The 23,773-nt window shown below is 50.1% G+C and carries 23 protein-coding genes and 1 tRNA gene; 10 read left to right on the forward strand and 14 right to left on the reverse strand.

All coding sequences use genetic code 11. The annotated features are described in order from the left end of the window. Positions 1-4 precede the first annotated feature (4 nt). From NYR02_RS00475 to NYR02_RS00495, 5 genes are read left to right on the forward strand one after another with little or no spacing between them, the layout of a single operon-like run. Complete coding sequence (locus tag NYR02_RS00475) at positions 5-769, forward strand: oxidoreductase (RefSeq protein ID WP_260974430.1); 765 nt, start codon at positions 5-7, stop codon at positions 767-769. Positions 770-779: 10 nt separating this feature from the next. After that, complete coding sequence (locus NYR02_RS00480) at positions 780-1,451, forward strand: serine acetyltransferase (protein ID WP_260974431.1); 672 nt, start codon at positions 780-782, stop codon at positions 1,449-1,451. Next, the gene (locus tag NYR02_RS00485) at positions 1,448-2,569 is read left to right on the forward strand and encodes an N-acetyl sugar amidotransferase (RefSeq protein ID WP_260974432.1); all 1,122 of its coding nucleotides are present in this window, start codon (positions 1,448-1,450) and stop codon (positions 2,567-2,569) included. Before NYR02_RS00480 ends, NYR02_RS00485 begins: the two co-directional genes overlap by 4 nt. Further along, positions 2,566-3,186, forward strand: a complete 621-nt coding sequence (gene hisH, locus NYR02_RS00490) for an imidazole glycerol phosphate synthase subunit HisH (protein WP_260974433.1) — start codon at positions 2,566-2,568, stop codon at positions 3,184-3,186. The genes NYR02_RS00485 and hisH overlap by 4 nt, the downstream gene beginning before the upstream one ends. After that, positions 3,179-3,946, forward strand: coding sequence for a HisA/HisF-related TIM barrel protein (locus NYR02_RS00495; RefSeq protein WP_260974434.1), 768 nt, complete (start codon positions 3,179-3,181; stop codon positions 3,944-3,946). The genes hisH and NYR02_RS00495 overlap by 8 nt, the downstream gene beginning before the upstream one ends. A gap of 27 nt (positions 3,947-3,973) precedes the next feature. Here NYR02_RS00495 and flgL read toward each other — a convergent pair whose 3' ends face one another. The 14 genes from flgL to NYR02_RS00565 form a co-directional block, all read right to left on the reverse strand. Further along, complete coding sequence (flgL, locus tag NYR02_RS00500) at positions 3,974-5,212, reverse strand: flagellar hook-associated protein FlgL (protein WP_260974435.1); 1,239 nt, start codon at positions 5,210-5,212, stop codon at positions 3,974-3,976. 22 nt (positions 5,213-5,234) lie between these two features. Then, positions 5,235-8,216, reverse strand: a complete 2,982-nt coding sequence (gene flgK / locus NYR02_RS00505) for a flagellar hook-associated protein FlgK (protein WP_260974436.1) — start codon at positions 8,214-8,216, stop codon at positions 5,235-5,237. Continuing rightward, positions 8,209-9,321 (reverse strand): flagellar assembly peptidoglycan hydrolase FlgJ, encoded by a 1,113-nt coding sequence (gene flgJ / locus NYR02_RS00510; protein WP_260974437.1) that lies wholly within the window; start codon positions 9,319-9,321, stop codon positions 8,209-8,211. Before flgJ ends, flgK begins: the two co-directional genes overlap by 8 nt. A 428-nt stretch (positions 9,322-9,749) precedes the next feature. Then, on the reverse strand, positions 9,750-10,049 hold the full coding sequence (locus tag NYR02_RS00515) for a hypothetical protein (RefSeq protein WP_260974438.1): 300 nt from the start codon (positions 10,047-10,049) through the stop codon (positions 9,750-9,752). 28 nt (positions 10,050-10,077) lie between these two features. Then, a complete protein-coding gene (locus NYR02_RS00520) occupies positions 10,078-11,175 on the reverse strand; it encodes a flagellar basal body P-ring protein FlgI (RefSeq protein WP_260974439.1) in 1,098 nt (365 codons plus the stop codon). Positions 11,176-11,195: 20 nt separating this feature from the next. Further along, on the reverse strand, positions 11,196-11,894 hold the full coding sequence (gene flgH / locus NYR02_RS00525) for a flagellar basal body L-ring protein FlgH (protein ID WP_260974440.1): 699 nt from the start codon (positions 11,892-11,894) through the stop codon (positions 11,196-11,198). A 10-nt stretch (positions 11,895-11,904) separates the two neighbouring features. Beyond that, on the reverse strand, positions 11,905-12,690 hold the full coding sequence (gene flgG / locus NYR02_RS00530) for a flagellar basal-body rod protein FlgG (protein WP_260974441.1): 786 nt from the start codon (positions 12,688-12,690) through the stop codon (positions 11,905-11,907). A gap of 13 nt (positions 12,691-12,703) precedes the next feature. Then, positions 12,704-13,450 carry a flagellar basal body rod protein FlgF gene (locus NYR02_RS00535; RefSeq protein ID WP_260974442.1) on the reverse strand — a complete coding sequence of 249 codons (747 nt, stop codon included), beginning with the start codon at positions 13,448-13,450 and terminating at the stop codon, positions 12,704-12,706. A gap of 204 nt (positions 13,451-13,654) precedes the next feature. Next, on the reverse strand, positions 13,655-17,290 hold the full coding sequence (locus NYR02_RS00540) for a flagellar hook-basal body complex protein (RefSeq protein ID WP_260974443.1): 3,636 nt from the start codon (positions 17,288-17,290) through the stop codon (positions 13,655-13,657). A 27-nt stretch (positions 17,291-17,317) separates the two neighbouring features. Beyond that, positions 17,318-18,109, reverse strand: a complete 792-nt coding sequence (locus NYR02_RS00545; protein ID WP_260974444.1) for a flagellar hook assembly protein FlgD — start codon at positions 18,107-18,109, stop codon at positions 17,318-17,320. 10 nt (positions 18,110-18,119) lie between these two features. Beyond that, positions 18,120-18,566, reverse strand: a complete 447-nt coding sequence (gene flgC / locus NYR02_RS00550; protein WP_260974445.1) for a flagellar basal body rod protein FlgC — start codon at positions 18,564-18,566, stop codon at positions 18,120-18,122. A gap of 2 nt (positions 18,567-18,568) precedes the next feature. Continuing rightward, positions 18,569-18,967, reverse strand: a complete 399-nt coding sequence (flgB, locus tag NYR02_RS00555) for a flagellar basal body rod protein FlgB (protein ID WP_260974446.1) — start codon at positions 18,965-18,967, stop codon at positions 18,569-18,571. A 166-nt stretch (positions 18,968-19,133) separates the two neighbouring features. Beyond that, the gene (locus tag NYR02_RS00560) at positions 19,134-19,970 is read right to left on the reverse strand and encodes a CheR family methyltransferase (protein ID WP_270049451.1); all 837 of its coding nucleotides are present in this window, start codon (positions 19,968-19,970) and stop codon (positions 19,134-19,136) included. A 17-nt stretch (positions 19,971-19,987) separates the two neighbouring features. Beyond that, complete coding sequence (locus NYR02_RS00565; RefSeq protein ID WP_260974447.1) at positions 19,988-20,914, reverse strand: chemotaxis protein CheV; 927 nt, start codon at positions 20,912-20,914, stop codon at positions 19,988-19,990. Positions 20,915-21,011: 97 nt separating this feature from the next. On the opposite strand from NYR02_RS00565, the gene flgA reads away from it, so the two are divergent. The 5 genes from flgA to NYR02_RS00590 all read left to right on the forward strand — a co-directional run bounded on the left by flgA (position 21,012) and on the right by NYR02_RS00590 (position 23,482). Then, positions 21,012-21,722: a flagellar basal body P-ring formation chaperone FlgA gene (gene flgA / locus NYR02_RS00570; RefSeq protein ID WP_260974448.1), complete on the forward strand. Its 711-nt coding sequence runs from the start codon at positions 21,012-21,014 to the stop codon at positions 21,720-21,722. Between the two features lie 63 nt (positions 21,723-21,785). After that, a complete protein-coding gene (gene flgM, locus NYR02_RS00575; protein WP_260974449.1) occupies positions 21,786-22,112 on the forward strand; it encodes a flagellar biosynthesis anti-sigma factor FlgM in 327 nt (108 codons plus the stop codon). 14 nt (positions 22,113-22,126) lie between these two features. Beyond that, positions 22,127-22,597: a flagellar protein FlgN gene (flgN, locus tag NYR02_RS00580; protein ID WP_260974450.1), complete on the forward strand. Its 471-nt coding sequence runs from the start codon at positions 22,127-22,129 to the stop codon at positions 22,595-22,597. Positions 22,598-22,619: 22 nt separating this feature from the next. Further along, on the forward strand, positions 22,620-23,360 hold the full coding sequence (locus tag NYR02_RS00585; protein WP_260974451.1) for a flagellar brake protein: 741 nt from the start codon (positions 22,620-22,622) through the stop codon (positions 23,358-23,360). Positions 23,361-23,406: 46 nt separating this feature from the next. Next, a tRNA-Arg gene (locus tag NYR02_RS00590) sits at positions 23,407-23,482 on the forward strand. Positions 23,483-23,773 lie beyond the last annotated feature (291 nt).

Consider the following 23,773-nt stretch of genomic DNA (forward strand, 5'->3'; position numbering starts at 1 on the left):
CAAAATGCCCATTAAAAAAACAGTTGTAATAACCGGCGCTGCCGGGTTAATTGGCACATCATTCTGCAATGCAGTGGCAAGCCACGGATACAACCTGGTGATTGCAGACAACAATGAAGAAAGATCAGAAGCTCTTGCTGCGAAAATAAGATCAGACGGCCACCAAGCATACGCCTGCATTTTTGACGCAACCAGACCGAATGACATTCAGAAGCTTTTGGACACCAGTCTGACACGCTTTGGTAATGTGCACGCCCTGGTTAACAACCTCTATATCCGCAGTGGGAACTACGGCGCTGATTTTTTCGATGTCACCTACAACGACTTCAGCCAAAACCTCTCAGACAATGTGACGCCATACTTTGAACTGTCAAAAATATTTTCCCGGCACTTTTGCAGTGTAAATAGTGGCACCATTATAAATATCGCATCAGTTTATGGATGCATCGCACCAAAATTTGAAATCTACGATAATACAAAGATGACCATGCCAGTGGAATATGCGGCAATTAAGTCTGCAATACTACATCTGACCCGCTACATGGCCAAACGTCTGAAAGGTTACAACATACGGGTAAATGCGATCAGTCCCGGAGGTATTCTTGATGACCAACCTGAAACCTTTCTGAAAGCGTATGGAGACAACTGTTCAAGTAAAGGAATGCTCAGCCCTGACGATTTATGTGGCACACTGTTATTTCTCCTGTCGGAGGAGTCCCGCTACATAAACGGGCAAAACATGATTGTCGACGATGGATTTACGTTGTAGGAGAGATTGCGTGTACACCAGTATCAGCTCTGCTCAACTTGAGAATTACATTGAGAATCAGCTTACCCACTTCTTCCCCGATAACACAACTGACTGGAAGAAAGCTATTAAAGCTTGCTGCAGCAAGGCACTGGAAAGGGTTGAGTATTGCTTCCACAGTATCCCGGGTAAGTACTATCAAAGCAATGGTAAGCCGGTGTTCAACCACATGAACGCTGACCACTATGCAACATTTCTCTATTTTCTTTCCCATGAAGCTTACTTATCCGGCAATATTCCTCTGGCAGAAAAAGCTTTCTATCTGAACAAAGCGCTTAACGGATTAGATTTATTCTACAGTGTAAAAATGCCCGATATATTTATCCTCGTACACCCCGTTGGCAGTGTTATAGGCAATGCTAAATTTTCCGATTATCTGGTAATTTATCAGAATGTTACCATCGGATCAGACAAAGACGGCGTATATCCGTCTTTTTCCGGTGAAAATGTGCTGTATTCAGGTTCAAGCGTCATAGGTGATTGCCAGATCGGAATAAACTCAGTGATCGGTGCCAGAAGCTTTGTACGAAAACTAACAGATTCAGGTAACAACCGAATATACAGCGGAATGTACCCTAACATTCGCGTCACACCGAACAATGGTTCGGTACTAAATGATTTTTTTATGGAGAATCCGGCATGACAACCGCTACCGGCCAGCCAGCGTTATTTTGGTGCAAAACATGTCTGAACATGTCCACACGTCCGCGCATAGAGTTCAATGACCAAGGGCGATGTAATGCCTGCCAATGGTCAGAAGAAAAGAAGACATTTGACTGGTCTTCCAGAATGAATGAACTAAAAGCCCTGCTGGAAAAGCACCGCAGTAAAACAGGAGAGTTTGATGTTGTCATTCCTGTAAGCGGCGGAAAGGATGGTTCATACGTCAGCCATATGCTGAAGCATGAATTTGGTATGCATCCGCTGGCAGTTACGATTACCCCTCCGCTCAGCTTTTCAATCGGCGACCAGAATCTGCAGAATTACATTGCATCAGGATATGACACCATCCAGATTAACCCTAATCAGAAAGTCATGCAGGAGCTTAATCGTCGTGGCTTCCTGGAACAGGGAAGACCGCTCTACGGATGGGTGATTGCCATTCTTGCTGGCGTTATAAGAACTGCGGCTAACTTTGGCGTCAATCTGGTTATGTACGGGGAGGACGGTGAAATTGAGTATGGTGGTTCAACCGAAAGTAAAAACCGCCCGGTGTTCACAGCAGAATTTATGAAACGGGTTTATCTGGAAGGACAATATGAGAAAACCCTGCGATATCTCAGCAGTCAGCAAACCTATTTCTGGCGCTTTGATGCAGATGATCAGAAATTAGGCAATATTGAGTGCGCCCATTTTTCATACTTTGAAAGCTGGGATCCTTACCGTAATTATATGATTGCTAAGGAACATTGCGGCCTGCAGGAAAAAGAAGAATCCAACACTGGAACCTATACAAATTTTGCCCAAAACGATACTTGCCTGTATGACTTGCACACCTACCTGATGTATCTTAAATTTGGTTTTGGCAGAGCCACTCAGGATGCTGGTATTGATATCAGACGCGGTGCCATGTCACGCGATCAGGGAGTAATGCTGGCTCAGATGTACGACAATTGCTACCCGGAACCGTTCATCGAAAAATATCTTGATTACTATCAGATCAGTCGGGAAATATTCGATGAAACCATCGATAAGTTTGCCAATAAAGACCTTTTCTACAAAGATGGCGATCGCTGGATGCCAAAATTTGAAATTGTATGAAGATCACTCTGATTGATTATGGCATGGGTAATCATCTCTCTGTCAGAAATGCTCTGAGCAGGCTTGGATACAATTCATCCATCAGTCAGGATCCCATTGTCATAAAAAACTCCGACTTCATCATTCTGCCAGGTGTAGGATCATTCCGGCGGGCCATGGAGAATCTTAATGGCCTCGGACTGAGCGAGGCCATTATACAAGCTGCAACAGAAAACGGTATTCCAATGCTGGGGATATGCCTTGGTATGCAGCTTCTTGGCTCTGAAAGCACGGAAGATGGTACATCTGAGGGTCTCCATCTCATCGACAATAAAATTTCCAAGCTGGATAGCAGTTCAGGTATACGCATTCCACACGTAGGATTTAATAACGTGTACTGGAAAACTGCTAACGCTTTGACGGATGAACTTAACCAAAACAGCGACTTTTATTTTACACACAGTTACGCCATGACGGACAGTGATAAGAGTGCTGACTACATATACTGTGATTATGGCGCTCCATTTGTTGCCGGATTCAGAAAGCACAATATCTTTGGAGTTCAATTTCATCCGGAAAAGAGCCAGAGGACCGGACTTAAGTTACTGAAAAACTTCCTGGAGATTAAGCGTGCTTAAGAAACGTCTTATTTTCACCCTACTGTATAAAAATGGCAGTTTTCTGCTCAGCAGGAACTTTCGACTACAGCGGGTCGGAGACATACAGTGGCTTTTCAAAAACTATCATTTTGAAACCATATCCGATGCTATTGATGAATTGATTGTTCTCAACTTAGATGACGATGAGACTAAAATTCCGGGCTTTCTGAATACGCTGAAAGAGATGGTTGGGCATTGTATGATTCCGGTAGCGGCAGGAGGACAGATAAGAAGCGTAGAAATGGCCTCTGCCCTTCTTGCTCACGGTGCGGATAAACTTGTTGTAAACACTGCTTGTTTCGAGCAACCGGAGCTCGTCGAAGAGTTAGTATCCCGCTATGGAAGTCAATGTATGGTTGCCAGTATTGACTGGACAGGCCCGGATAATCTCAAAGTATTCAGTCATAGTGCGGCTCAGGAGCAAGGCCTTCTGCACGATCACCTGAAACGTCTCGAAGGACTTAACGTTGGCGAAATTTATCTTAACGCCATACACCGTGATGGTACCGGACAGGGCTATGACTTTGATGCTCTGAACGCAGTCCCCAATGACTGGAAAGTACCCATAATAATGGCCGGAGGAGCAGGCCACAGCAGCCACCTGAGCCAGGCTCTGGAACACCCACTTATTGATGCTGCCGCAACCGCAAACCTATTCAATTTCGTAGGAAAAGGTTTGGCGAGCGCAAGAAGAGAACTTCTGCAGTGCGAGGCTCCTTTAGCCAAATTTGATGATTAAAATACCTCTATAGACAGAAAATTCTGATTATAATTGATTAAATAATGACAGCCTTGAGATGGTGGTATAGCTTTGCTGCGCAGCCTCCAGCAGAAAACTCTGCAACGACAGGCGGCTGACCGCTTCCGCAAAATCGACATCCGACAGTTTTGACAGAACTTCTTTATTAACCAGACCAACATCCGCTGACAGGTTACGGGTGTTTTCAACAACGTTAAGCCGTGCACCAACCTGACTTCGGATCTCCGATATCGAAGCCTGAGCAAAGGCCAGGTTAGTCAGCGTATCTTCAATTAAAATATCCAGGGTCTCTGAATCAACGACATTATCATCCAGCGTGTTCAACCCTGCGGTGAGACGGAAGATCGTATCGGTAATGCTTTGTTTGGGTGAAGATTTCATTAGTACTTCATCACCCGGTTCCGGATCACTGTTCAACGTAATACTGATACCGGCAACCACAACATCGGAACCCGGGCTGTAAGCCATATTATTCATTCCTTCGACAACCCGGTTATCAGAGGCACGACGCACGGTGTAGTTAGGACCTGATGGCGTAACCGCCGACTCCGGATTAAAGGTAATAATCAGGTCATCCGGATAAAATTCTGAGTACTTTTCTTCATCCACTACAAATCCGGGGCTGACCCGCATCGTACCCTTGTTGAGTGGGTTGAGTTCTGTAGTAAAGGTATTTTTAGCCGCTTCCACATCAACAAACAAGTTTTTCCCGTTATCACCCGTAGCAACGTTGGTAGAAGCACCAATCGTCAGGAAGCGCTGCCCCTCATCACCTTTATAGTCATAGCGCCCACTGTCGTTTTTAACGAAAGGCGCATTACCTCCTTTAAAACCAGCAAACACATATTCTCCATTGGCATCGCGGGTATTGAATAAATCGACCAGACCTTCCTGTATCTGATAAACCTCGGCGGCAATGGCCTGACGATCGGTAATCGTTAATGTACCCCCACCGGCTTTTACTGTCAGTTCTTTCAGACGGGTCAGGTTATCGGTAATAGAACCAAGCGTTGCATCTTCGAGTTTCAGCCGGTTATCGGCAGCGGTCATATTACGATCGTATTGATCCCGCAATGCCTGATCCTGCTGTAATTGCAGAATTTTCGTTGCGGCAATAGGGTCATCTGCGGGAGTCAGTACCCGCCGGCCACTGGAAACCTGTTGCTGGGTTTTATTTACCGATGACTGGTTATCCAGAATGCCATTAAGACCCGTATTAAAACTTTGCAAGGTTGCGATACGCATACGTTATCTCCTGCGCCTGACCTTAACGGAAGGTCGAAATCAAAGTATCAAAAATGCTGCGTGCCACCTGGATAACCTGGGCACTGGCGTTGTAAGCCAGCTCGTATTTAATCAGAGCGGCGGCTTCTTCATCGAGATTCACACCGGACAGGCTGCTGACTGCACCCTCAGAATTTCTCAGCAGCACTTCACTGGAATCACGGTTAATCTGAGCACGACTGGTCACAGAGCCAATTTCTTCCACCAACCGCGAGTATGATTCTGAATAGCTGGTATTCCCTGCCACCGTATTCTCATTTTGTAGCGCCGCCAAAGCCACACCATTACGGCTGTCAGAAGTGCCATCCGTATTAAAACCGACGGTAAACTCATCACCGCTCTGCACCAGACCGCTGATTTCGACATCAAAACCAAAATGTACCGGCTCCCCCACGGGGCTCTCTGAAAATAAGTTATTACCCGGTGGTTCGATGTCCAAACTGTAACCCGGGTCAGCAATCACCTTTACCTGACCGCCCATTGATATCTTCGAAGAGCCATGAACACCGGTTGCGTTCATTGGCAATCGTGGCTGAAAACTGATCGTACCGCGCTCATCAATATCAACATCAAGGTTGCCAGAAAAAGTAAAACCGGAGTTTTCCAGCTGAGTCCGGATGGCATCAACCACTTCAGCACCTGTTGCATAGGTATCGTTCAGTTCGATATTAAAAGTACCCTGGCCAGGTACATCAAATTCGTAGGTATACGGCCCGCCTTCGCTGAAATCATAACCATCAAACTCGGTTAACGGAGTAAATGGCGCTTCGCCGGTTTCGCGCAGGATAATGTCATGGCCGTTACTGACACTGAAACCATCACCATTATCGCCAGATATTTCCAGGTTAATATCATCGCCATTGAGCGCGGTAACAATGACTTTAGCGCCATCGCTGCGGGCAACAATCCCCAGATCCTGAAGGTCACGATTACTGTTAATACGGTCGGCAATAAATTCCGGCGTCATCGGGTCAGGAACGTCTTCCGGGTAACCGGCGTCGTATTTGGTTTGATTCGGGCCTAGCGTATCCGTCAGAACAATGCCATTCAGACTGAATGTCATGGGCTGAAATGGATTGCTGTCGCTGGTGAAATTGCTCAGTTCTACCGTGGTACGCGCCAGCGCTTCGATGCCCTCACGCTTGCTCAATTCGGTTGCAATATCTTTGGCTGAGGCATTGGCTCTGGTGATTAACGTTGGCTGAGTACTGACCTTGCCACTGACCGGATCGGTATAACTGATTGCAATACGCTCAGGAAAGAATCCGTTTTTAGGCGCAATATTGGCGGCTGGCGGCGATGCCTGATAGGTCGTATTAACCGGTAAATAACCACCAAAACTGGTAAAAGCTGTTTTACCTTCATCAGCCGGTAAAATCGAATTACTGATACCCGGAACATAAGTCTGGTTCATTAACGGAGGAAACAGTGGAATCGGCTTTCCCGGATCACTGTTATCCAGAACATCGTATGTGGTTGGCGAGGTAAAACGAATTAACAATGGCGGGTTCAGTTCACCTTCGCGGGCGAAATACGGTGTATTAATATCATATACACCGCCCTGAGAAATCGCTGCATTCCCCTGGTTTCCGATAGCAGAATCCGTAACGATCGGAGAAGCAACGGCTACCTGTTCAGGCCGGGTGATATTCACCTGAACTTTGGTCGACTCATTGCGCGTTGGCATAATGCGGAAGTCATCTCCTTTCTGAAAACTACCGGACTCAAAGCGAATTTCAAAGCCATCGACTTCTACCGAATCCGGGAAACTGCCGCTTAATGCTCCACTGCTGACGATTTTATTGTCATCCAGACGTTTAATACGGTAGGTATAATCATCCGGGCCAGGAAACTCCAGCTGGTATTCACTGATCGTCAAAGCACCTGCATCTTTGATATGAACGCTGAGCAGACGATCATTGGGGCGGGCATTCTGACTGTCACCCAGGGCACGGTTATAAGCTTTCTCCGGGGCGTTAATATCGGTAAAGAAATTCTCGCCCATCTTGCCATCATAATCGATGCCGAGCTTATGCTGTTCATTAAAGGTCTGGTTAATAACCAGCGCTAACCGACCTAACCCATTTAATACCGGATCCAGAACTTCTTCACGAAACTGCAGCGTGCCGCCCAGCTGGCCACCCGTGATTTCTTTGGTAACGTTCTGAATAACATCTTCTTTACGGAAATAAAGATCCATACGCGAAGGGTCGGATGCACCGGAATCAGCAAACACTTCGTTAAAATCATTGCCGATAACCAACGCCTGACCATTACCGATAAATACGTTCCAGACTGAGTCATCCTGTTCAACCACATTGACTTTTACCAGCTCAGAAAGGTCTTTAACTAATTTATCGCGGGCATCGAGTAAATCACTGGGTTCAATACCATTAGCTGAGGCCGTGGCAAACTGAATCTGTTCATTCAACTCGGCAATGCCTTCTGCAATCGTGGTAATTTGCCCGGCCATCACTTCCATCTGGCCGTTAATAATATCGTTTTGTGCATACAGGCGATCGCTGATAGAGGTAAAACGATCAACCAGGCCATTACTTTCAGAAATCAATACCGCACGGGCTGGCAAAGAGGATGGGTCATCCACCACCGCCTGCAAGGAAGAAAACATGCGCTCAAGACCTGGCTGAACCCCGGTGCCGGAATCGGCCAATAAACTATCTATTTGCTCGGCGTTTAACGCCAGCGTATCAAAACCGTTAAAGGTTGAAGTATCACGCCAGAGCTGCTCCGTCAGAAACTGATCATAAACACGATTTACTGTATCAACATTAACGCCCGAACCAACCCAGACACCGCCTTTATTTTGCGGACTGACAGCACTCTGGCCAATCACCTGGCGGCTGTAACCTTCTGTGCCGGCATTGGTAATATTGTGGCCGGTAATGGTCAATGCTGTCTGGCTTGCGCGCAAGCCGGAAATGCCAATTTCAAGAATACTAGCCATCGTTGCGATCTCCTGTCAGCGATGTACCGGAGCTCATCTGTTCAAGTGCCGCATTCAACGTGCTGCTTTGCGAAATACGCTGAATTTTTGCGCCGTATTGTGGATCCGTTGCATAACCTGCCTGCTGCAGTGCATGGCCATAGTGACCAGCACCCAGGTTCTGCCCCAAAGCCTGCTGATAGCGCTCAGCACCCTGCAGAAAGTTGGCATAATCACGCACTCCATCTTCCATCGATGCATAAGAACGGAATTCAGCCCGTTCTTTTACCGCCAGGCCGTCGCGATATTCATGAGTCACCACCTCCACTTTGTTACCCTGCCAGCGCTTGTCGGCTTTGATACCAAAGAAATTAAAACTGTTGTGGCCCTGATCATCACTGATCATATATTTACCCCAACCGGTTTCCAGTGCTGCCTGAGCAACGATGGCTTTAGGTTCAACACCCAGCTCAGCGCCTACTTTTTCCGCCAGCGGATACAAAGCGGCAACGAAGTCAGCCGGCGTGGCAAATTGTTGCCCTTTATTTCCGCTGCCGCTGGCCGCTGCCTGTGGCGTTTCCTGCGGCACTTTTGCCAGCGGTGGCAATTGATGTAATTCGGCATCCACTTCGTCCATCGTGGCATTGAGCGTTGTTACATTAAGAGCTGTTGCATTAGAGCTGGCATCCGGCGAGCCTGCATTGAGGGCGTTGATATGGGATGGAGGAACCATTGACAACGGTGAACGTGCACGTCGATCAAATAATTTATTCTGATCCAGATCTTTGCTGCCGGCGTCTTTTTCATCACCGTAATTAGACATCAGCTGACGATAAATCACCTGCGAAAGCCCCATTCCCTGCTGGCCCGAGAGCGACAACGCCATCTGGTCGTCATACATTTTGCGATAAAAATCGGTTTCCGGAGAATTGAACATTGAGTCTTCTTCAAACACCTGGTTGGCGTCACGCATGGACGACATCATCATGTTCAGAAACATCGACTCAAACTGCTTGGCGACTTCCATCAGTGCGGCATTTTTATCGTCTTTTCCCAACGTACGAATACCCTGAAGGGCATTCAGGTCGGTATAAATCTGGGCGCTCTGAGGCTGTGTCTGGATCATAGCAATCTCCTTTGTTATGGAAAATGCAAGATGCTTGCCACTATTACCGGCAAGACTTCGCGGTGTATTTCCGTATCAGCGATTTTATTGGTGGGAAAAAGCGTAAGCTCCGCGTGGGAATGCAACAGTGCAGAAAAGACTACCACGCAGAGCGTGGGAGCCAGATGTAGGTCTGGGTGTTAAAAACGCTGCTTTTTCTCGTTCCCAGGCTCCGCGTGGGAATGCAGCGGTGCAGCAAAGACGACCACGCAGAGCGTGGGAGCCAGATGTAGGTCTGGATGTTAAAAACGCTGCTTTTTCTCGTTCCCAGGCTCCGCGTGGGAGCCAGATGTAGGTCTGGGTGTTAAAAACGCTGCTTTTTCTCGTTCCCAGGCTCCGCGTGGGAATGCAACGGTATCAGCAAAGATATCCGAGTCTGTCGTATGCGGTCAGTGCGGCAACTGTTCGTACTTAGACAGTTTTTTCTTGCCGCTCTGATGGCTGGCAATATTTTTTTGTTCCTGCTGTAACTCCGTCAGCAATTGCTGCTCTTCCTGCAACAGAGTTTCAAGAAACACTTGCTGCTCATTGGTCAGGTTAATCAGGTCATTGATCTGACTGAACCATTGCTGCAATAACTGGTTACGCTGCTGAATCCGTTCATCAACCCCTTCGCGTACGCCCTGACGAATCAGGGAACGGACTTCCAGCGACAGGTTTTTGACCTGTTCAAACAATTCAGCACTCATAAATCTCTATTCTCTTTTGTTATTCACATCAGATTACGATCAGCTCGGCTTTCAACGCGCCCGCTTGTTTCATAGCTTCAAGGATAGCCATTAAATCACCGGGTGCCGCGCCAACTTCGTTAACCGCTTTAACAATGCTGTCCAGCGATACTCCGGGGCCAAATTTGAACATGCGATTGTCGCCACCATTGTTAATATTAATATTGGTTTGCGGCACAACGACTGTTTCACCACCAGCCAGCGCATTGGGCTGCGCCACCTGAAAATCTTCCGTGATGGTGACCACCAAGCTGCCGTGGGTAACGGCGACGGGTTCGATCATGACATTCTGCCCGATAACAATGGTGCCGGTACGTGAGTTAATAATCACTTTGGCACGCTCTTTACCGGTTTCAATTTCCAGATTTTCGATGATGGATAAATAACTGACACGCTGACTGGTATCACGCGGAGCACTCACACGGATGGATGTCGCATCCAGAGCTTCAGCGGTTCCCGGCCCCAGCAAGGTGTTGATACGCTCAACCATCGCACGCGCGGTGGTAAAGTCCGGTTGATCAAGGTTAAAAATAAGGCTGTCGCCGCGGGAAAAATTACTGGGGACGGTCTGCTCAACCGAAGCGCCATTCGGAATACGCCCAACGCTGGGAATATTAACGGTAATTTTTGAACCGTCATTACCTTCCGCGCCAAACCCGCCAACCACCAGGTTGCCCTGAGCCACAGCGTAAATATTGCCGTCAGCCCCTTTAAGCGGAGTAAACATCAACGCACCACCGCGCAGACTTTTAGCATTCCCTAATGAGGCAACAGTTACGTCCACCCGCTGGCCGGGTTTGGCAAAGGCGGGTAATTCTGCCGTAACGGATACCGCCGCTACGTTTTTTAATTTCGGGTCAACACCGGCCGGTAACGTAATGCCAAACTCGGCCATCATATTGCGGAATGTTTGGGTGGTGAACGGTGCTTTATCACCGGTGCCGTCCAGACCTACCACCAGACCGTAGCCCACCAGCTGGTTAGTACGCACACCGGAAATACTGGTGATGTCTTTAATACGTTCTGCCTGAACCACTGGCACTGCCACAACAAACGCCAGCATAAAGGAACTCAAAAAACGTAACATAACGGTTTTCCTCATTCTGATCACAGCGGCCACCAGGGCGAATTAAGAATGCGGTCAAACCAGCCTTGCTTGGTCGCATTATTCAGATTGCCACGACCACCGAAGGAAATACGGGCATCGGCAACTTTACTCGATGATACGGTATTATCCGGCGTAATATCCTGCGGACGAATCAAACCGCTGATACGGATATATTCCTCACCTTCACTCAGGGTCAGCCATTTTTCACCGCGAATCCGTAAAATACCGTTTGGCATAATCTCTGCCACCGACACCGATATCTGACCACTCAAACTGTTGGAACGATCCGCCTCGCCTTTACCGTTAAATTTACGGTTGGCAGAGGTATCAGAATCCAGTCCCAGATTTTTCCAGCCAGGCACTGTACCCATCACACTGTTGGGCACAATGCTGTTGGTCGAATTTTTATCCGACTTGGTTTGAGCAGATTTTGATGACTGATACTGCTCATCAAAAATCACCGTAATAATATCGCCAACGCGGCGTGCCTGCTGATCGGTGTACAGGCCAAAACTGTAGCGCGCCTGAAATAAAGAACCATTGGCCATTGGTGGTGGCTGCAGGCTTTCGGCCGATACCGGGGCGTAATCCGGATCGTCCGGAAACACCTCAGGTTCCAGTGGTACCGAGGTGCAGGCCTGTAAGGCCAGCAGCATCAGCACTGCCGATATTGCGCGAGGTAAATATACATTATTCATAACAACCTCCTTACACGTTCTGCGTCAGGAATTGCAGCATCTGGTCGGCGGCGGATACAACTTTCGAATTCATTTCATAGGAACGTTGCACCGTGATCATTTTGACCAGCTCTTCCACCACTTCGACGTTCGAGTTTTCCAGAGCACCCTGCTCTACCGTGCCAAAACCTTCTTCGTTCGGCACGCCAACCTGTGGCGCACCACTGGCAGCCGTTTCATAAAATACGTTACCGCCTACCGCCTGCAGACCCGCCGGATTAATAAAATCCACCGTTTCAATTTGCCCCAGCTCCTGTGGTGTCGGATCACCAAACAGGGTGGCCTGCACAATACCGTCTTTACTGACGGTGAGCTGATTGGTCTGCTCCGGAATGGTAATTTGTGGCTCCAGTGGATAACCATTAACGTTAACCACCACCCCTTCATTGTTGATATGAAAGGTACCGTCACGGGTATAACCAATGGTGCCGTCCGGCATCGCGATCTGGAAAAAACCGCGACCATTAATCGCCATATCCAGCGGCTGATCCGTTAACTGCAGTGAGCCGGTGGTGAAGATTTTCTGCGTACCGGCGGTGCGCACACCGGTACCCAGTTGCAGACCCGAAGGCAAACGACTGTCGGCCGAAGAGTTGGCGCCTGGCTGACGCTGAATCTGGTAGAGCAGATCTTCAAATACTGCGCGATCTTTTTTAAAGCCGGTGGTTGATACGTTGGCCAGGTTGTTAGAAACCGTGGTTAACGCCAGATCCTGTGCTTCCAGTCCGGTTTTACTTACCCAAAGTGCATTTAACATAGGTCAGCTCCTGTTACTGGTTGGCCAGAATTTGTGTGGTTGCGGCGGTATTTTCGTCCACCCGTTTCATCAGTTTTACCTGCATTTCGTACTGGCGGTTGAGCGCAATAAGACTGGTCAGCTCGCTCACCGCATTCACGTTACTGCCTTCAACAAAGCCATTCACCAGCGTGATGTTAGGGTCTGCGAGTGCCGGAGGTGTCGCCGGATCACGAAAGCGGAATAAACCATCTTCGCCTTTTTCCAGTGCCTGCAGATCCGGACGTACCAGTTTCAGCTGCACCGGCTCGGCCACGGCCGCCGGTGTTTCACCCAAAGGTTGAATCGTCACAATCCCGGCACGGCTGATTTCAATACTCTGAAATTCCGGCAGAACCACCGGGCCACCATCACCGATCAGTTGCAGGCCGCTGCCATTCACCAGCCGGCCATCGGCATCGACGCTCAGATCACCGGCACGGGTGTAGGCTTCCTGACCATCCGGCCCTTGCACGGCAAACCAGCCGTCGCCTTCAATGGTGACATCCATACTGTGTCCGGTTTCGACCAGAGGCCCCTGACGGAAATCACTGGCCGGACGTTCGGTCATGGCATAAGCACGGGTGGGGAAGTAATCGCCAAATACACCCATCGCCCGGCTTTGGGTGTAATCAGAGCGGAAACCATTGGTACTGGCGTTAGCCAGGTTGTTGGCGTGTGCTGCCTGGCCCAATGTATTTTGCTTGGCACCCGACATGGCAATGTATAAAGCGCGGTCCATAATGTTGCCTCTGTTCTTGCGGGTAAGTTGGGAAAGCCAGCTTACCGAATGAGTTAACAAGAACATTGCAGAGGGCGTGCCAAATCCACAAAAGCCATTATTTTCAATAACTTATGGTTTTTTGACGGTATCAGGCGGGGAAAAGCGTGGGAAAAACGGCAGCCTCTTCCGCTATAGGGGAAGAGGCTTGCCGCCGGACGGTCATCAGATGTTCAGAATGGTCTGCGTTACCTGATCGGTGGTTTCAATGGTTTTGGCACTGGCCTGGAAGTTACGCTGGGCAATAATCAGCCCGACCAGCTCTTCCGATAAATCCACGTTAGAGTCTTCCAGAGCCGATGAACGTACCTGACCAAACGAGGCCGTTCTTGGTGAGCCAATGGTGGGATCACCCGATTCAAACGACTCAGCCCAGGCGGTATCGCCCAGTGGCGTCAGACCTTCCGGGTTACGGAAGTTAGCCAGCGCCACCTGCCCCAGTGTCTGTGCCTGTCCGTTGGTAAAACGGGCAAAGATAATCCCTTCCTGATCCACTTCCAGTCCGGTCAGACGTCCGGTGGTGTAACCATTCTGGCTCACTTCGTTCACCGCAAAGGCACTGCCGAACTGCGTAGAGCCGCTCAGATCAATCTGGAAGTTAGAGTTACTTGGCGGATCGGACAGCGGCAAGCCACCCTCAAGCACATTCACCGAGCTCAACGCGCCGGTCGGATTGCCATCAACATCCTTAGGATCCCAGTTGGTGATGTAAATATCGCCGGTCGATAACGGATCAAAGCTGCCATCCTGATTAAAAAACAGCTCAAAACGTGCTGCAGTAGGTTCCAGATTCTGCGGGAATGGCAGAGTGGAATCCGGATCGCCGACATCTAAACCATCCACCTGCACATACATCGCCCACAGGTTGGCCTCGTTTGGCCGGCTTGGATCAACCGGTTCCTTAACAAAATACTGCGTCATCACATGGGTATTACCCAGGCTGTCATAGATATTCATTGAGGTTGCGTGGTTGTAGGTGTCCTGATCTTTCGGATCAAAGGCATTCAGGGTGTAGGCAGTAAACTCATCCGGCGTCAGCGCACCAAAAATACCGGACACGACCGGATCGGGCTGGCTCAGGGTGTAATTCTCGTTGAGGATAAAAGTCACAACCCCGCCTACAGCCGCAGATAAGTCGGCACTGGTACTGCCACCCAACACCACCGGACCGGTGTTATCGGCGCCTTGTACCACCAGCGAATCGGACGTAACCGGGCTGTCGATGCTCAGCTTAATATCACGGCCGATTTCATTGGTGATCACCAGATCACCGGCGGCGGTAATATCGGCATGAAACCCCGGCAAGGTTGTGCCACGGTAAGAATTGATTTCGTCGGCGATATCTTCCAGTGACGTGGAGGTTAATACCTGACCATTCAGCGTCAGCTTCATATCATTGCCGGGGCTGTTGTAACCCGACAGCGGAATATTCATGGTGGTGAGTGCCGAAGCCGTTACGCCCGGCTGCTTGTTAAACAAGGCAACAATCGCATTCGCCTCACTGCGCTCCGGAATCACAATCTCGGTTTCTTCACCGTCCGGGTTGGTCAGCACCACCGTTTGCTTAGGATACTCGTTGCTGACACCTTCAATACCGGTGGTCAGCAGCGTGCTGTCGGACGGGTTAGCCTGCAGCAAGCCGTACAGATCGGCCGCGGTAATATCCGGGCCTGAGGCACTGATATTACTGATGGAAAGGATCGAGGCTTCGCCAGCTTCGGTGGCGCGCAGCTCCAGCTGATACTGCGGCGGCACAACATTCGGCTCAATCTCAACGGCAGAAGCCTGCACACCGATATAGCCATCCGCATCCTGACTGTTCAGCTGGCGGTTAATACTGGCCGCCAGTTGCTGTACCGAACGGTATTCTTCATCCAGTGTGATCAGCACCGAACCGCTGCGGTTTTCGCTGTCCGGTGCCGGTACGGTAAGGTTGATGCGGAAGCTGTTGGACTTATCCACCTCGTCTTCACCGGTAACCACAAACAGGCTATCAAAGCCCAGCGCGGCAACCGCCTGCGGTTCGCCCACGGTAGGGGTAATCGAAATACCTTCACCAGAACCCACATTGGTGTTGGTAAAGACCAGCTGACCGCCCACCGCATCGACCGATACCTTACCGGCGATACCGGCAGCACCGATATACACATCAATTTGCTGCTGAATGGCCACCGCCAGATCATCAAGCGATGCGTAATTAGCCGGTGGAATGGTGATATTGAACGGGCCACCGCCATTGCCGGTAGTACTGGTCACTTCCAGCTGAAATACATTGTTGGCCTGCACCGGCTCAACGCCATTGTCGAAGCGGTTGCCTGTCAGAAAACCGATGCTGTCCAGACTCAGTCCCACGGAAGACACGGCATTATTCGCTATCTGCAGATAATCGCCCTGAGTCGCCGGTGCCTGCACCTGGAATTCGATGCGACCGGCATTATTAACGGCCAGCACTTCTTCGTTACCCGCCCCCGCTGTCGCAGTGATCTGCGTATTAATCTGCGCGACAGCATCCGCAATGCTTAATGTTGCGTAACCTGAACCCGGAGCGGCGCCCTGCCAGGCCGCCTGACTGAGGTTGATTGGATAGGTGGCACCGGTCTCGGTAGCAATCGTGAAGGCCAGCACATTACCGCCCCCGGCGCTGATATCCAGCGCACCATAGAGGTTGCTGGCAGTCAGCTGGGCATACTGCCCTGGGTCTGAAGAAACAATGTTCAACGAGGGCGTGGCGGTCGTACGGGTCGTCGTAGACGTTCCGGGAATACTGCGGAAATCGGCGGTCAATGCGCCAGAACCAACGAAGAGCAATGAGCCCTGGGTACCTGCGGTGACCGCACCCGCCGCACCAAAGGCTGCCATGGTAGCCGAGTTGGTAAAGGCGAAACTGGAACCATCGGTTGCGCGGTAGCCCGCACGCTGGAACACCAGGTTGCCGCTGCCATCCACCGATGCCGTTAATTGCTGAGAGCCCAATACCGCATCAACGGATTGCTGAATCAGAGTCAGTGCTTCGGCCTGTGTCGATGCCGCCGGAATCGCCTGCAATGTAATAGTCTGCAGACCATTGCCATCGCCCAGATCAACATCAAAGGTTTCGCCACCGGCGGTACCGGCGGTTGCGACGTTGGCCACGGTATTACCACCACCGCCAACACCATCAAAGGCCACCAGCGCCGGTGTACCACCGGTTGTCGGCTGACCGGAGGCATCCAGAATCGTACGGGTGGATTCACTGATACCGGAATCCGCCGCTCCAATTGCCAGACCATTAGAAACCAACTGCAAGCCCTGTTCCTGCAAAACCGATTCGCTGGCATTGAGGTTGAGGATGGCGGTCGCCAGATTGGTCAGACGTGGTGGCTGGTTGGCAATCTGAATGCGGATATCACCTAAAACGCCGTTTACCACACCGTTTTCATTGGCTGCATAGCCCTGCAGGCGCGAGCCATTATTGGCGACCACATACCCTTCTTTATCGAGGGAGAAAATCCCGGCACGGGTGTACGACACACTGCCGCGATCTTCCAGTACAAAGAAACCATTGCCATCAATCGCCATATCCAGTGCGTTTTCAGTGCCACTGATATTGCCCTGGCTGAACTGCTGGCGAACGTTATCCACCATCACACCGCTACCGACCGGTTTAACACCGGTTCCCAGCAGCGTGGTGGTGTACACGTCGGAAAATTCCGCACGCGATTGCTTAAAGCCGGTGGTACTGGCGTTGGCAATGTTATTACCGGTTACCTCAAGGTCGGTCGAGGCAGCCCGAATACCACTTAAACCAATATTAAAAGCCATAATCTAGTCTCCGTTGCCCGTTCCGAACTACTCATCCAGAATCTGTTTAATCTGATCCAGCGAGGCACTGCGGCCACCCGCCAGATTCAGAGTGACCGTTCCACTGCCGCTCATGGTGACGCTGTCGACCCGCGAGCTCATCTGCATTCCTAACTCTTCTGACTTGCCACCCATCGTGCCGGTGACTTTAAACACGTACTCGCCGGCCGGATAAGGCACAGGAATTTTGTCGCCGTTAGCATCAAGCACCAGCTCACCGTCTTCGTCTTTGTAATATTCCTGGCGGTTAAGCTTATTCACATCGATGTCGATAATTTCGCCATCCACCATCATATTCAGACCATCCCAGCGTACCGACATGGAACCTGACGTACGGTTACCCAGAGGAATCTGTTCCAGCAATACGCCGTTCTCATCTTCAATACTCAGCTGCAGATTACTGGCGCTGTCCGGCACTTCGGTGTAACCACTGACCACACCGCCACTCAGCAGCAGACCGGTTTCATTACCTTCGACAATCACCGATTGACCCACCAGGCTGGAGGCCTGCAGCGCCGATGCCGAGTTAAAGCGCGACATCATGTTTTCACTGGTGGTATTGAGTTTGTCGATACCTTCCACGGTGGAAAACTGCGCCAGCTGTGCCACAAACGCCTGGTTATCGGTCGGTTCCAGAGGGTTCTGGTTATTCAGCTGCGCCACCATCAATTCCAGAAACGCATCACGCCCTAACTCATTATCTTTTGGCTCAGTGCTGTTACTGGGTTGGCGGTACTGATCCAGCGCAGCAGTGTTGTTACCAACTTCATTAATTGCCATAACCTGCTCCTTACTGACCCAGACTCAATGTACGTTGCAGCATCTGTTTGGCCGTTTTAAGCACCTCAACATTCATCTGATAACTGCGGGATGAGGACATCATGTCGGTCATCTCCTCTACGATGTTCACATTCGGGTAATACACATAACCATCTTCATTCGCCATCGGATGATCCGGCTGAAAGCGTTGTTGCAGCGGCGCATCTTTTTCGACAATCCCCATCACCTGCACACCGGCGCCGGTACCGTCTTCAATGCTCTGAAATTCATTATTGGCATTCACTTCCATAAAGCTTTTATGCATTACCGCAAACCAGGGTTTGCGCGCACGATAGGTTTCATCCACTGAGCTGGAAGCACTTTCCGCATTGGCAATGTTACTGGCGGTAGTGTTGATCCGGATCGACTGGGCGTTCATGCCGGAACCGGCAATATCAAATACATTCGATAACGACATACTTATTCTCCCCGGATCGCGCCTTTCATGCCCTTGAATTTGCCACTCAGAAACTCAAAGCTGGCGTTGTAATTCATGCTGTTGCGGCCATACAGAGCCTGCTCCATCTGCGAATCGACGGTATTGCCATCAATCGACGGCTGAATGGGATTACGGTACAGCAGCTCATCGTCGCGCTGGCTATGGCCACTGAGGTGGCCACTGTGGGTACGCTCCATGGCGACGCTGTTACGGGAATTGACTTCTCCGGCGAGAACGGCCTGAAAGTTGATGTCACGGGCTTTGAATCCCGGAGTATCGGAGTTGGCCAGATTATTCGCCAATATCTCTGCCCGCGCAGCACGCAGCTGGAGTGCAGAAGGGTGAACGCCGAGGGCATTAGTGAAATTGATAGAGGCCATAATCCGATTCTCTTACGTGACTATGACTGGAAGATAGCAACCCTTGTGCCAAATATTTTTTTTGTTGTTTTTCAAGGATTTAAAAAGAAAAAGCCGCCTTTAAAGGCGGCAACAGAGCGGCAATCCGACGGCAACGGCAAACCTTTACCGACCGGCGGCAAGCAGGTTATGCCCCTCCGATCTTCTTCGCCCGGTAAACAATACCCGGATGGCACTGCACCATTTCGAAGTAATCACCGAGGTTATTCATCGCTTCTGAAGCGCCCAGCATCAGATAGCCTCCCGGATTCAGACTGCCATGCATGCGTCTCAGGATATCGTGCTTCAGATCGGCGGAAAAATAGATCAACACATTGCGGCAGAAAATAATGTCGAATTTCCCCAATAACGAAAAGCTCTGCTGCAGGTTCTGTGCACGGAAATCGACCCGGCTGCGCACCTGGGCATTAATACGCCAGCGGTCAGAATCAACCTCATCAAAGTACACTTTCAGATGCTGATCATTCATACCACGGCGGATAGCCAGTTGCTGATACACGCCTTCTTTGGCCGACGCCAGAGAGCTGGGAGAGATATCCGTTGCGGTAATACGCTCACCCGCCATCAGCTGACCAGGATGTTTCTTTCTGAACTCTTCCATCTCAATACTGAGAGAATAAGGTTCCTGCCCGGTAGAACACGCCGCTGACCAGATTTTTAACGGACGCCGCTGCGACGCAAACTCCGGCAGCAGTTTTTCGCGGAAAATGCGGTATGGATGCTCATCACGAAACCACAGAGTTTCATTGGTCGTCATCGCATCAATCACACTTTCCTGCAGGCTGCGGTTGCGCTCCATAGCGACCAACAGGTCTGAAATACTGGCCACCGACTCACGTTCCATCATGCGTCGCAGACGGCTGGTAACCAGATATTCTTTGCCCTCTCCGAGCATGATGCCGCTGCTTTTTTCCAGCATCTGCCGGAAGCGGTTATATTCATCCACTGACATTTCTTTGGTCATAATTTCATCCACATGGCCTAACCCGCTGCATTCACTTGTCGTACTACCCGTTCTGCCAGAATGTCCGGATCAAACTTGGCAATAAAATCATTGGCCCCCACCTTCTCCACCATCGCCTTATTAAAGACACCACTGAGCGAGGAATGGAGCACGATAAAGAAACCCGCCATCCGGCTGTCTCCCCGTACTCTGGTTGTCAGGGTATAACCATCCATTTCCGGCATTTCGATATCAGAAATCATCATCATGTAATGATCGCTGATATTTTCTCCGGTTTCGGCAATACCATAGAGATGCTCCCATGCCTGGCGGCCATCATTGAGAGCGACAACTTCAACGCCAATGTTTTCCAGACAACGACTGACCTGTTTACGGGCAATTTTGGAGTCATCAACAATCAGTACTTTTCGGGCACGTGCTCTTTGCTGAACATCGTCGGTGACCACACCTTCACTGATCTGCTCATTAACCGGTGACACTTCAGCCAGAATTTTTTCAACGTCAATAATTTCCACCAGCTGCTTATCAACCTCGGTAACGGCGGTCAGATAATGCTCCCGGCCTGTCCCCTTTGGTGGTGGATGAATGTCACCCCAGTTCATATTGATAATGCGTTCGACACCGGCAACCAGAAACCCCTGGGTCTTCAGGTTGTATTCGGTGATGATCACAAAAGCCGTTTTCAGGTCCTGCAACGGCGTGTTACCTGTAGCCATGCTCATATCCATGATCGGAATCGTGCCCGAGCGGATATGCGCCACACCACGAACCACCGGGTTACTGCCCGGTAGAATTGTCAGTTTCGGGCATTGCAAAACCTCTTTAACTTTAAAGACGTTGATGCCATAAACCTGCCGTCCATTGACGCGAAACAGCAACAACTCAAGCCGGTTTTCACCGACCAGCTGTGTGCGCTGGTTCACTGTGTCTAACACACCTGCCATAACAAGCTCCCAAAAAAACGATCCGGCACGACCTTTGCTGTACCTGTTGAACCCTTAGATTCAACGCCAGATAAATGACATTCAGTATCACGTGTTTATGAGCATAGTAGAGAACCTGCGCCATCGTCGGATATTTGCTGCAATTTTCCTTGCCGGCATAGCGCTGCTTTGCGCGCCGCTGGCTCAGGCTTCCGACTGGCAAAAAGAGGTTGAACAACGCTTGCTCAAACGCTGGCAGGAAATCAGCGGTGATAAAGCCGACAGCGCCATCTCTTTTCCCGGCTTACAGGCAAACTACCAACTGCCGGACTGCGCCGCAGGTTTTGAACTTGCCTTGGTTAAGCCCTTACAGGCAGGACGAAACGGGCTTGAACTCAGCTGCAGCGCGCCGTACTGGAAACAACATCTGGCGTTGCAACTCCATATCTATAAACCGGTGGCGGTGCTCCGACAGGCAGTCAGTGCTGATCAACCATTAACATCGGCCGATATATCCATGGTTCGCCATGACATTGGCGAACTGACGAAGGGTTACTACATCCGCAAAGAGGATGTAAATGAGCAGGTTTCGCGTCGCAGCCAGCGTGCCGGCACCGTGCTCAGCCCGGATATGCTGGATCCGCCAATCATCATCAGCCGCAACGAACGCGTTAAAATCCGGGTTAACCGGCCGGGTATTCAGATACAGATGAACGGTACCGCGCTGGAAAACGGCCGTCTGGATGAGCGTATCCGCGTGCGCAACGAGCAATCCCAGAAAATCGTCTTCGGACGGGTAGCCGGTCGCGGCTTAGTACAAGTCGAATAAAATTTCAAAAAATTGCTAAAGTTCCAATAACAGCCGCCGATAACACCTATGCAGGAGTGTAAAATGCCTAACTGGCTTGGAGATTTATCTATGAATATCAATAAGTTAACTGGTGGAGTGGACAACAATACCCGCACCCGTAACGAACCGGCCAGCAAAGATCCGGCCCCTACCGCCAAAGCGCAGGAAAGCGCAGGATTTACCGATCAGGTAAAACTGAGCGCCAGCAGCAAAAGCATTCAGCAGGTTGAAGCCGAAATCCGTGAAATGCCGGACGTCGACGATGCTACCGTTGAACGCATCCGCAGCGCCATTGATAAAGGCGAATACAAAATTGACTATGAAAAGCTGGCAGGAAAAATGCTTGATTTTGAGGATCGTCTCAACTGAAGCAGTGAACTCCTATGAGCACAGACATCGCACAATTTTCAGCTTTCCTGCAAACCGAGCTGGAACTGGTCACGGGAATCCACACGATTCTTGAGAGCGAACGGGATGCTCTGTCAGCCAGCGATATTCAAAGCCTGCAAAGCCTGCAAGAAGAAAAAACACTCTGCCTCCGCCAGTTACAAGAACAGGCTACCAAGCGCCTGCAATGGATGAAAAGCTCCGGTCTGCCTCAATCAGCGCAATGCCTGAAGCATCCGGACATTGCCGCAGCGGCAAGTATTCGCCCCCTGTGGTTCGGACTGGAAAAGCAATATAAAAAGAATCAGACATTATCCATTCAATTATCGGACATCGTCCTTCATGCCCGTCATCGCACCCTGCAAAAACTTAAAATCTTGCGTGGTCAGCAGAATGATCCACACTTATATAACGATAAAGGGAAAGCAAGCAGCCTGAAGCAGGGACAAGGGTACATTCAGGTCTGATCATGTCTGGGAACCAAGGGCAATGTCTGAGGAAAACAATCAAGAATATCTGCTCGATGAAGCAGAAGATATTTACGGAGCATTGCGTAAAATCGTACTGATGGGGACACCCGTTAAAGTACGAATTGATGGCAGTGACGAAGAATTCACATCCGCTATTCCGCAAACGGATTTTAAGAGCAGAAGCTTTTTTATGGATAAAGTGATCCCGCAACAAGGGAATGACCTTATCCGTGCAGGAAAGCGCTTCCATATAGAATGCGACAGCCAAGGCGTCCGGATTGAATTCCGTATGACCGGCCGGTTGAAATACCAGCCACAAAAAGAGCAATACCGCGCCGAATTTCCAGAGCAGGTGCTTTATCTGCAACGACGCACCGCGTATCGCGTTGCCGTTCCTCCTGCGCACAACATTCTGCTGAAAATCAAAATGAACGATGGCGAAGGCGATTTACTGGGGCGACTGCTTGATTTGTCCTCCAGTGGTTTTAAAGCCCATTTCAGTGCCAATGTAAAAAAACGCCTGGAAGAGCAGCGCGACTTCCCCATCGCCAGAGTCCGCTTTAATAAAGAAAACACCATGGACTGCAGTTTAGAAGCCCGTCACATCATTAATGATGAGGAAGGCAATACCATCTGCGGCTTCGCCTTCTCCATGATATCCGCCACCGCACAGCGTTATCTCGACCGCCTGATCACCGAATTCCAGTGGGAAGAGCGCCACCATAAAGATCTCGAAGAAGAATCTCTGGGCGACGTTTAACAACAAAGGCTGACAGCGCTGCTGTCAGCCGTTAAAATGCCCGCCTCTCTCTATAGCTCAACAGGATAGAGCATCCGCCTCCTAAGCGGACGATCGGGGTTCGAGTCCCTGTGGGGAGGCCAAACAACCTCTTATAAATCAATAGGTTACAGAAAGACCCCAACAAAAACCGAATGTGTCATTAGCGTGTCAAATCAGGTTTTTCAGGCCTTCCGTGTCAAATTTTGTGTCAACAATTCCCGCCTGATTCGCTTTCATCCGCACACTTGTGCAATTCGCTAAACTAACCGGAACCCCACGTATTCCCTGACGTTCTTCGCGTCTCTCTTTTCCAGCATCCGCACTGCTTTGCACTTTTCCGCACTTCGTGCAATTGAGTACTCCCCCTATCAGCCCCAGTGCTGGCGCGGCTT

This window comes from Thalassolituus pacificus (assembly GCF_025318105.1).
Classification (GTDB): Bacteria; Pseudomonadota; Gammaproteobacteria; order Pseudomonadales; family Oceanobacteraceae; genus Venatoribacter; species Venatoribacter pacificus.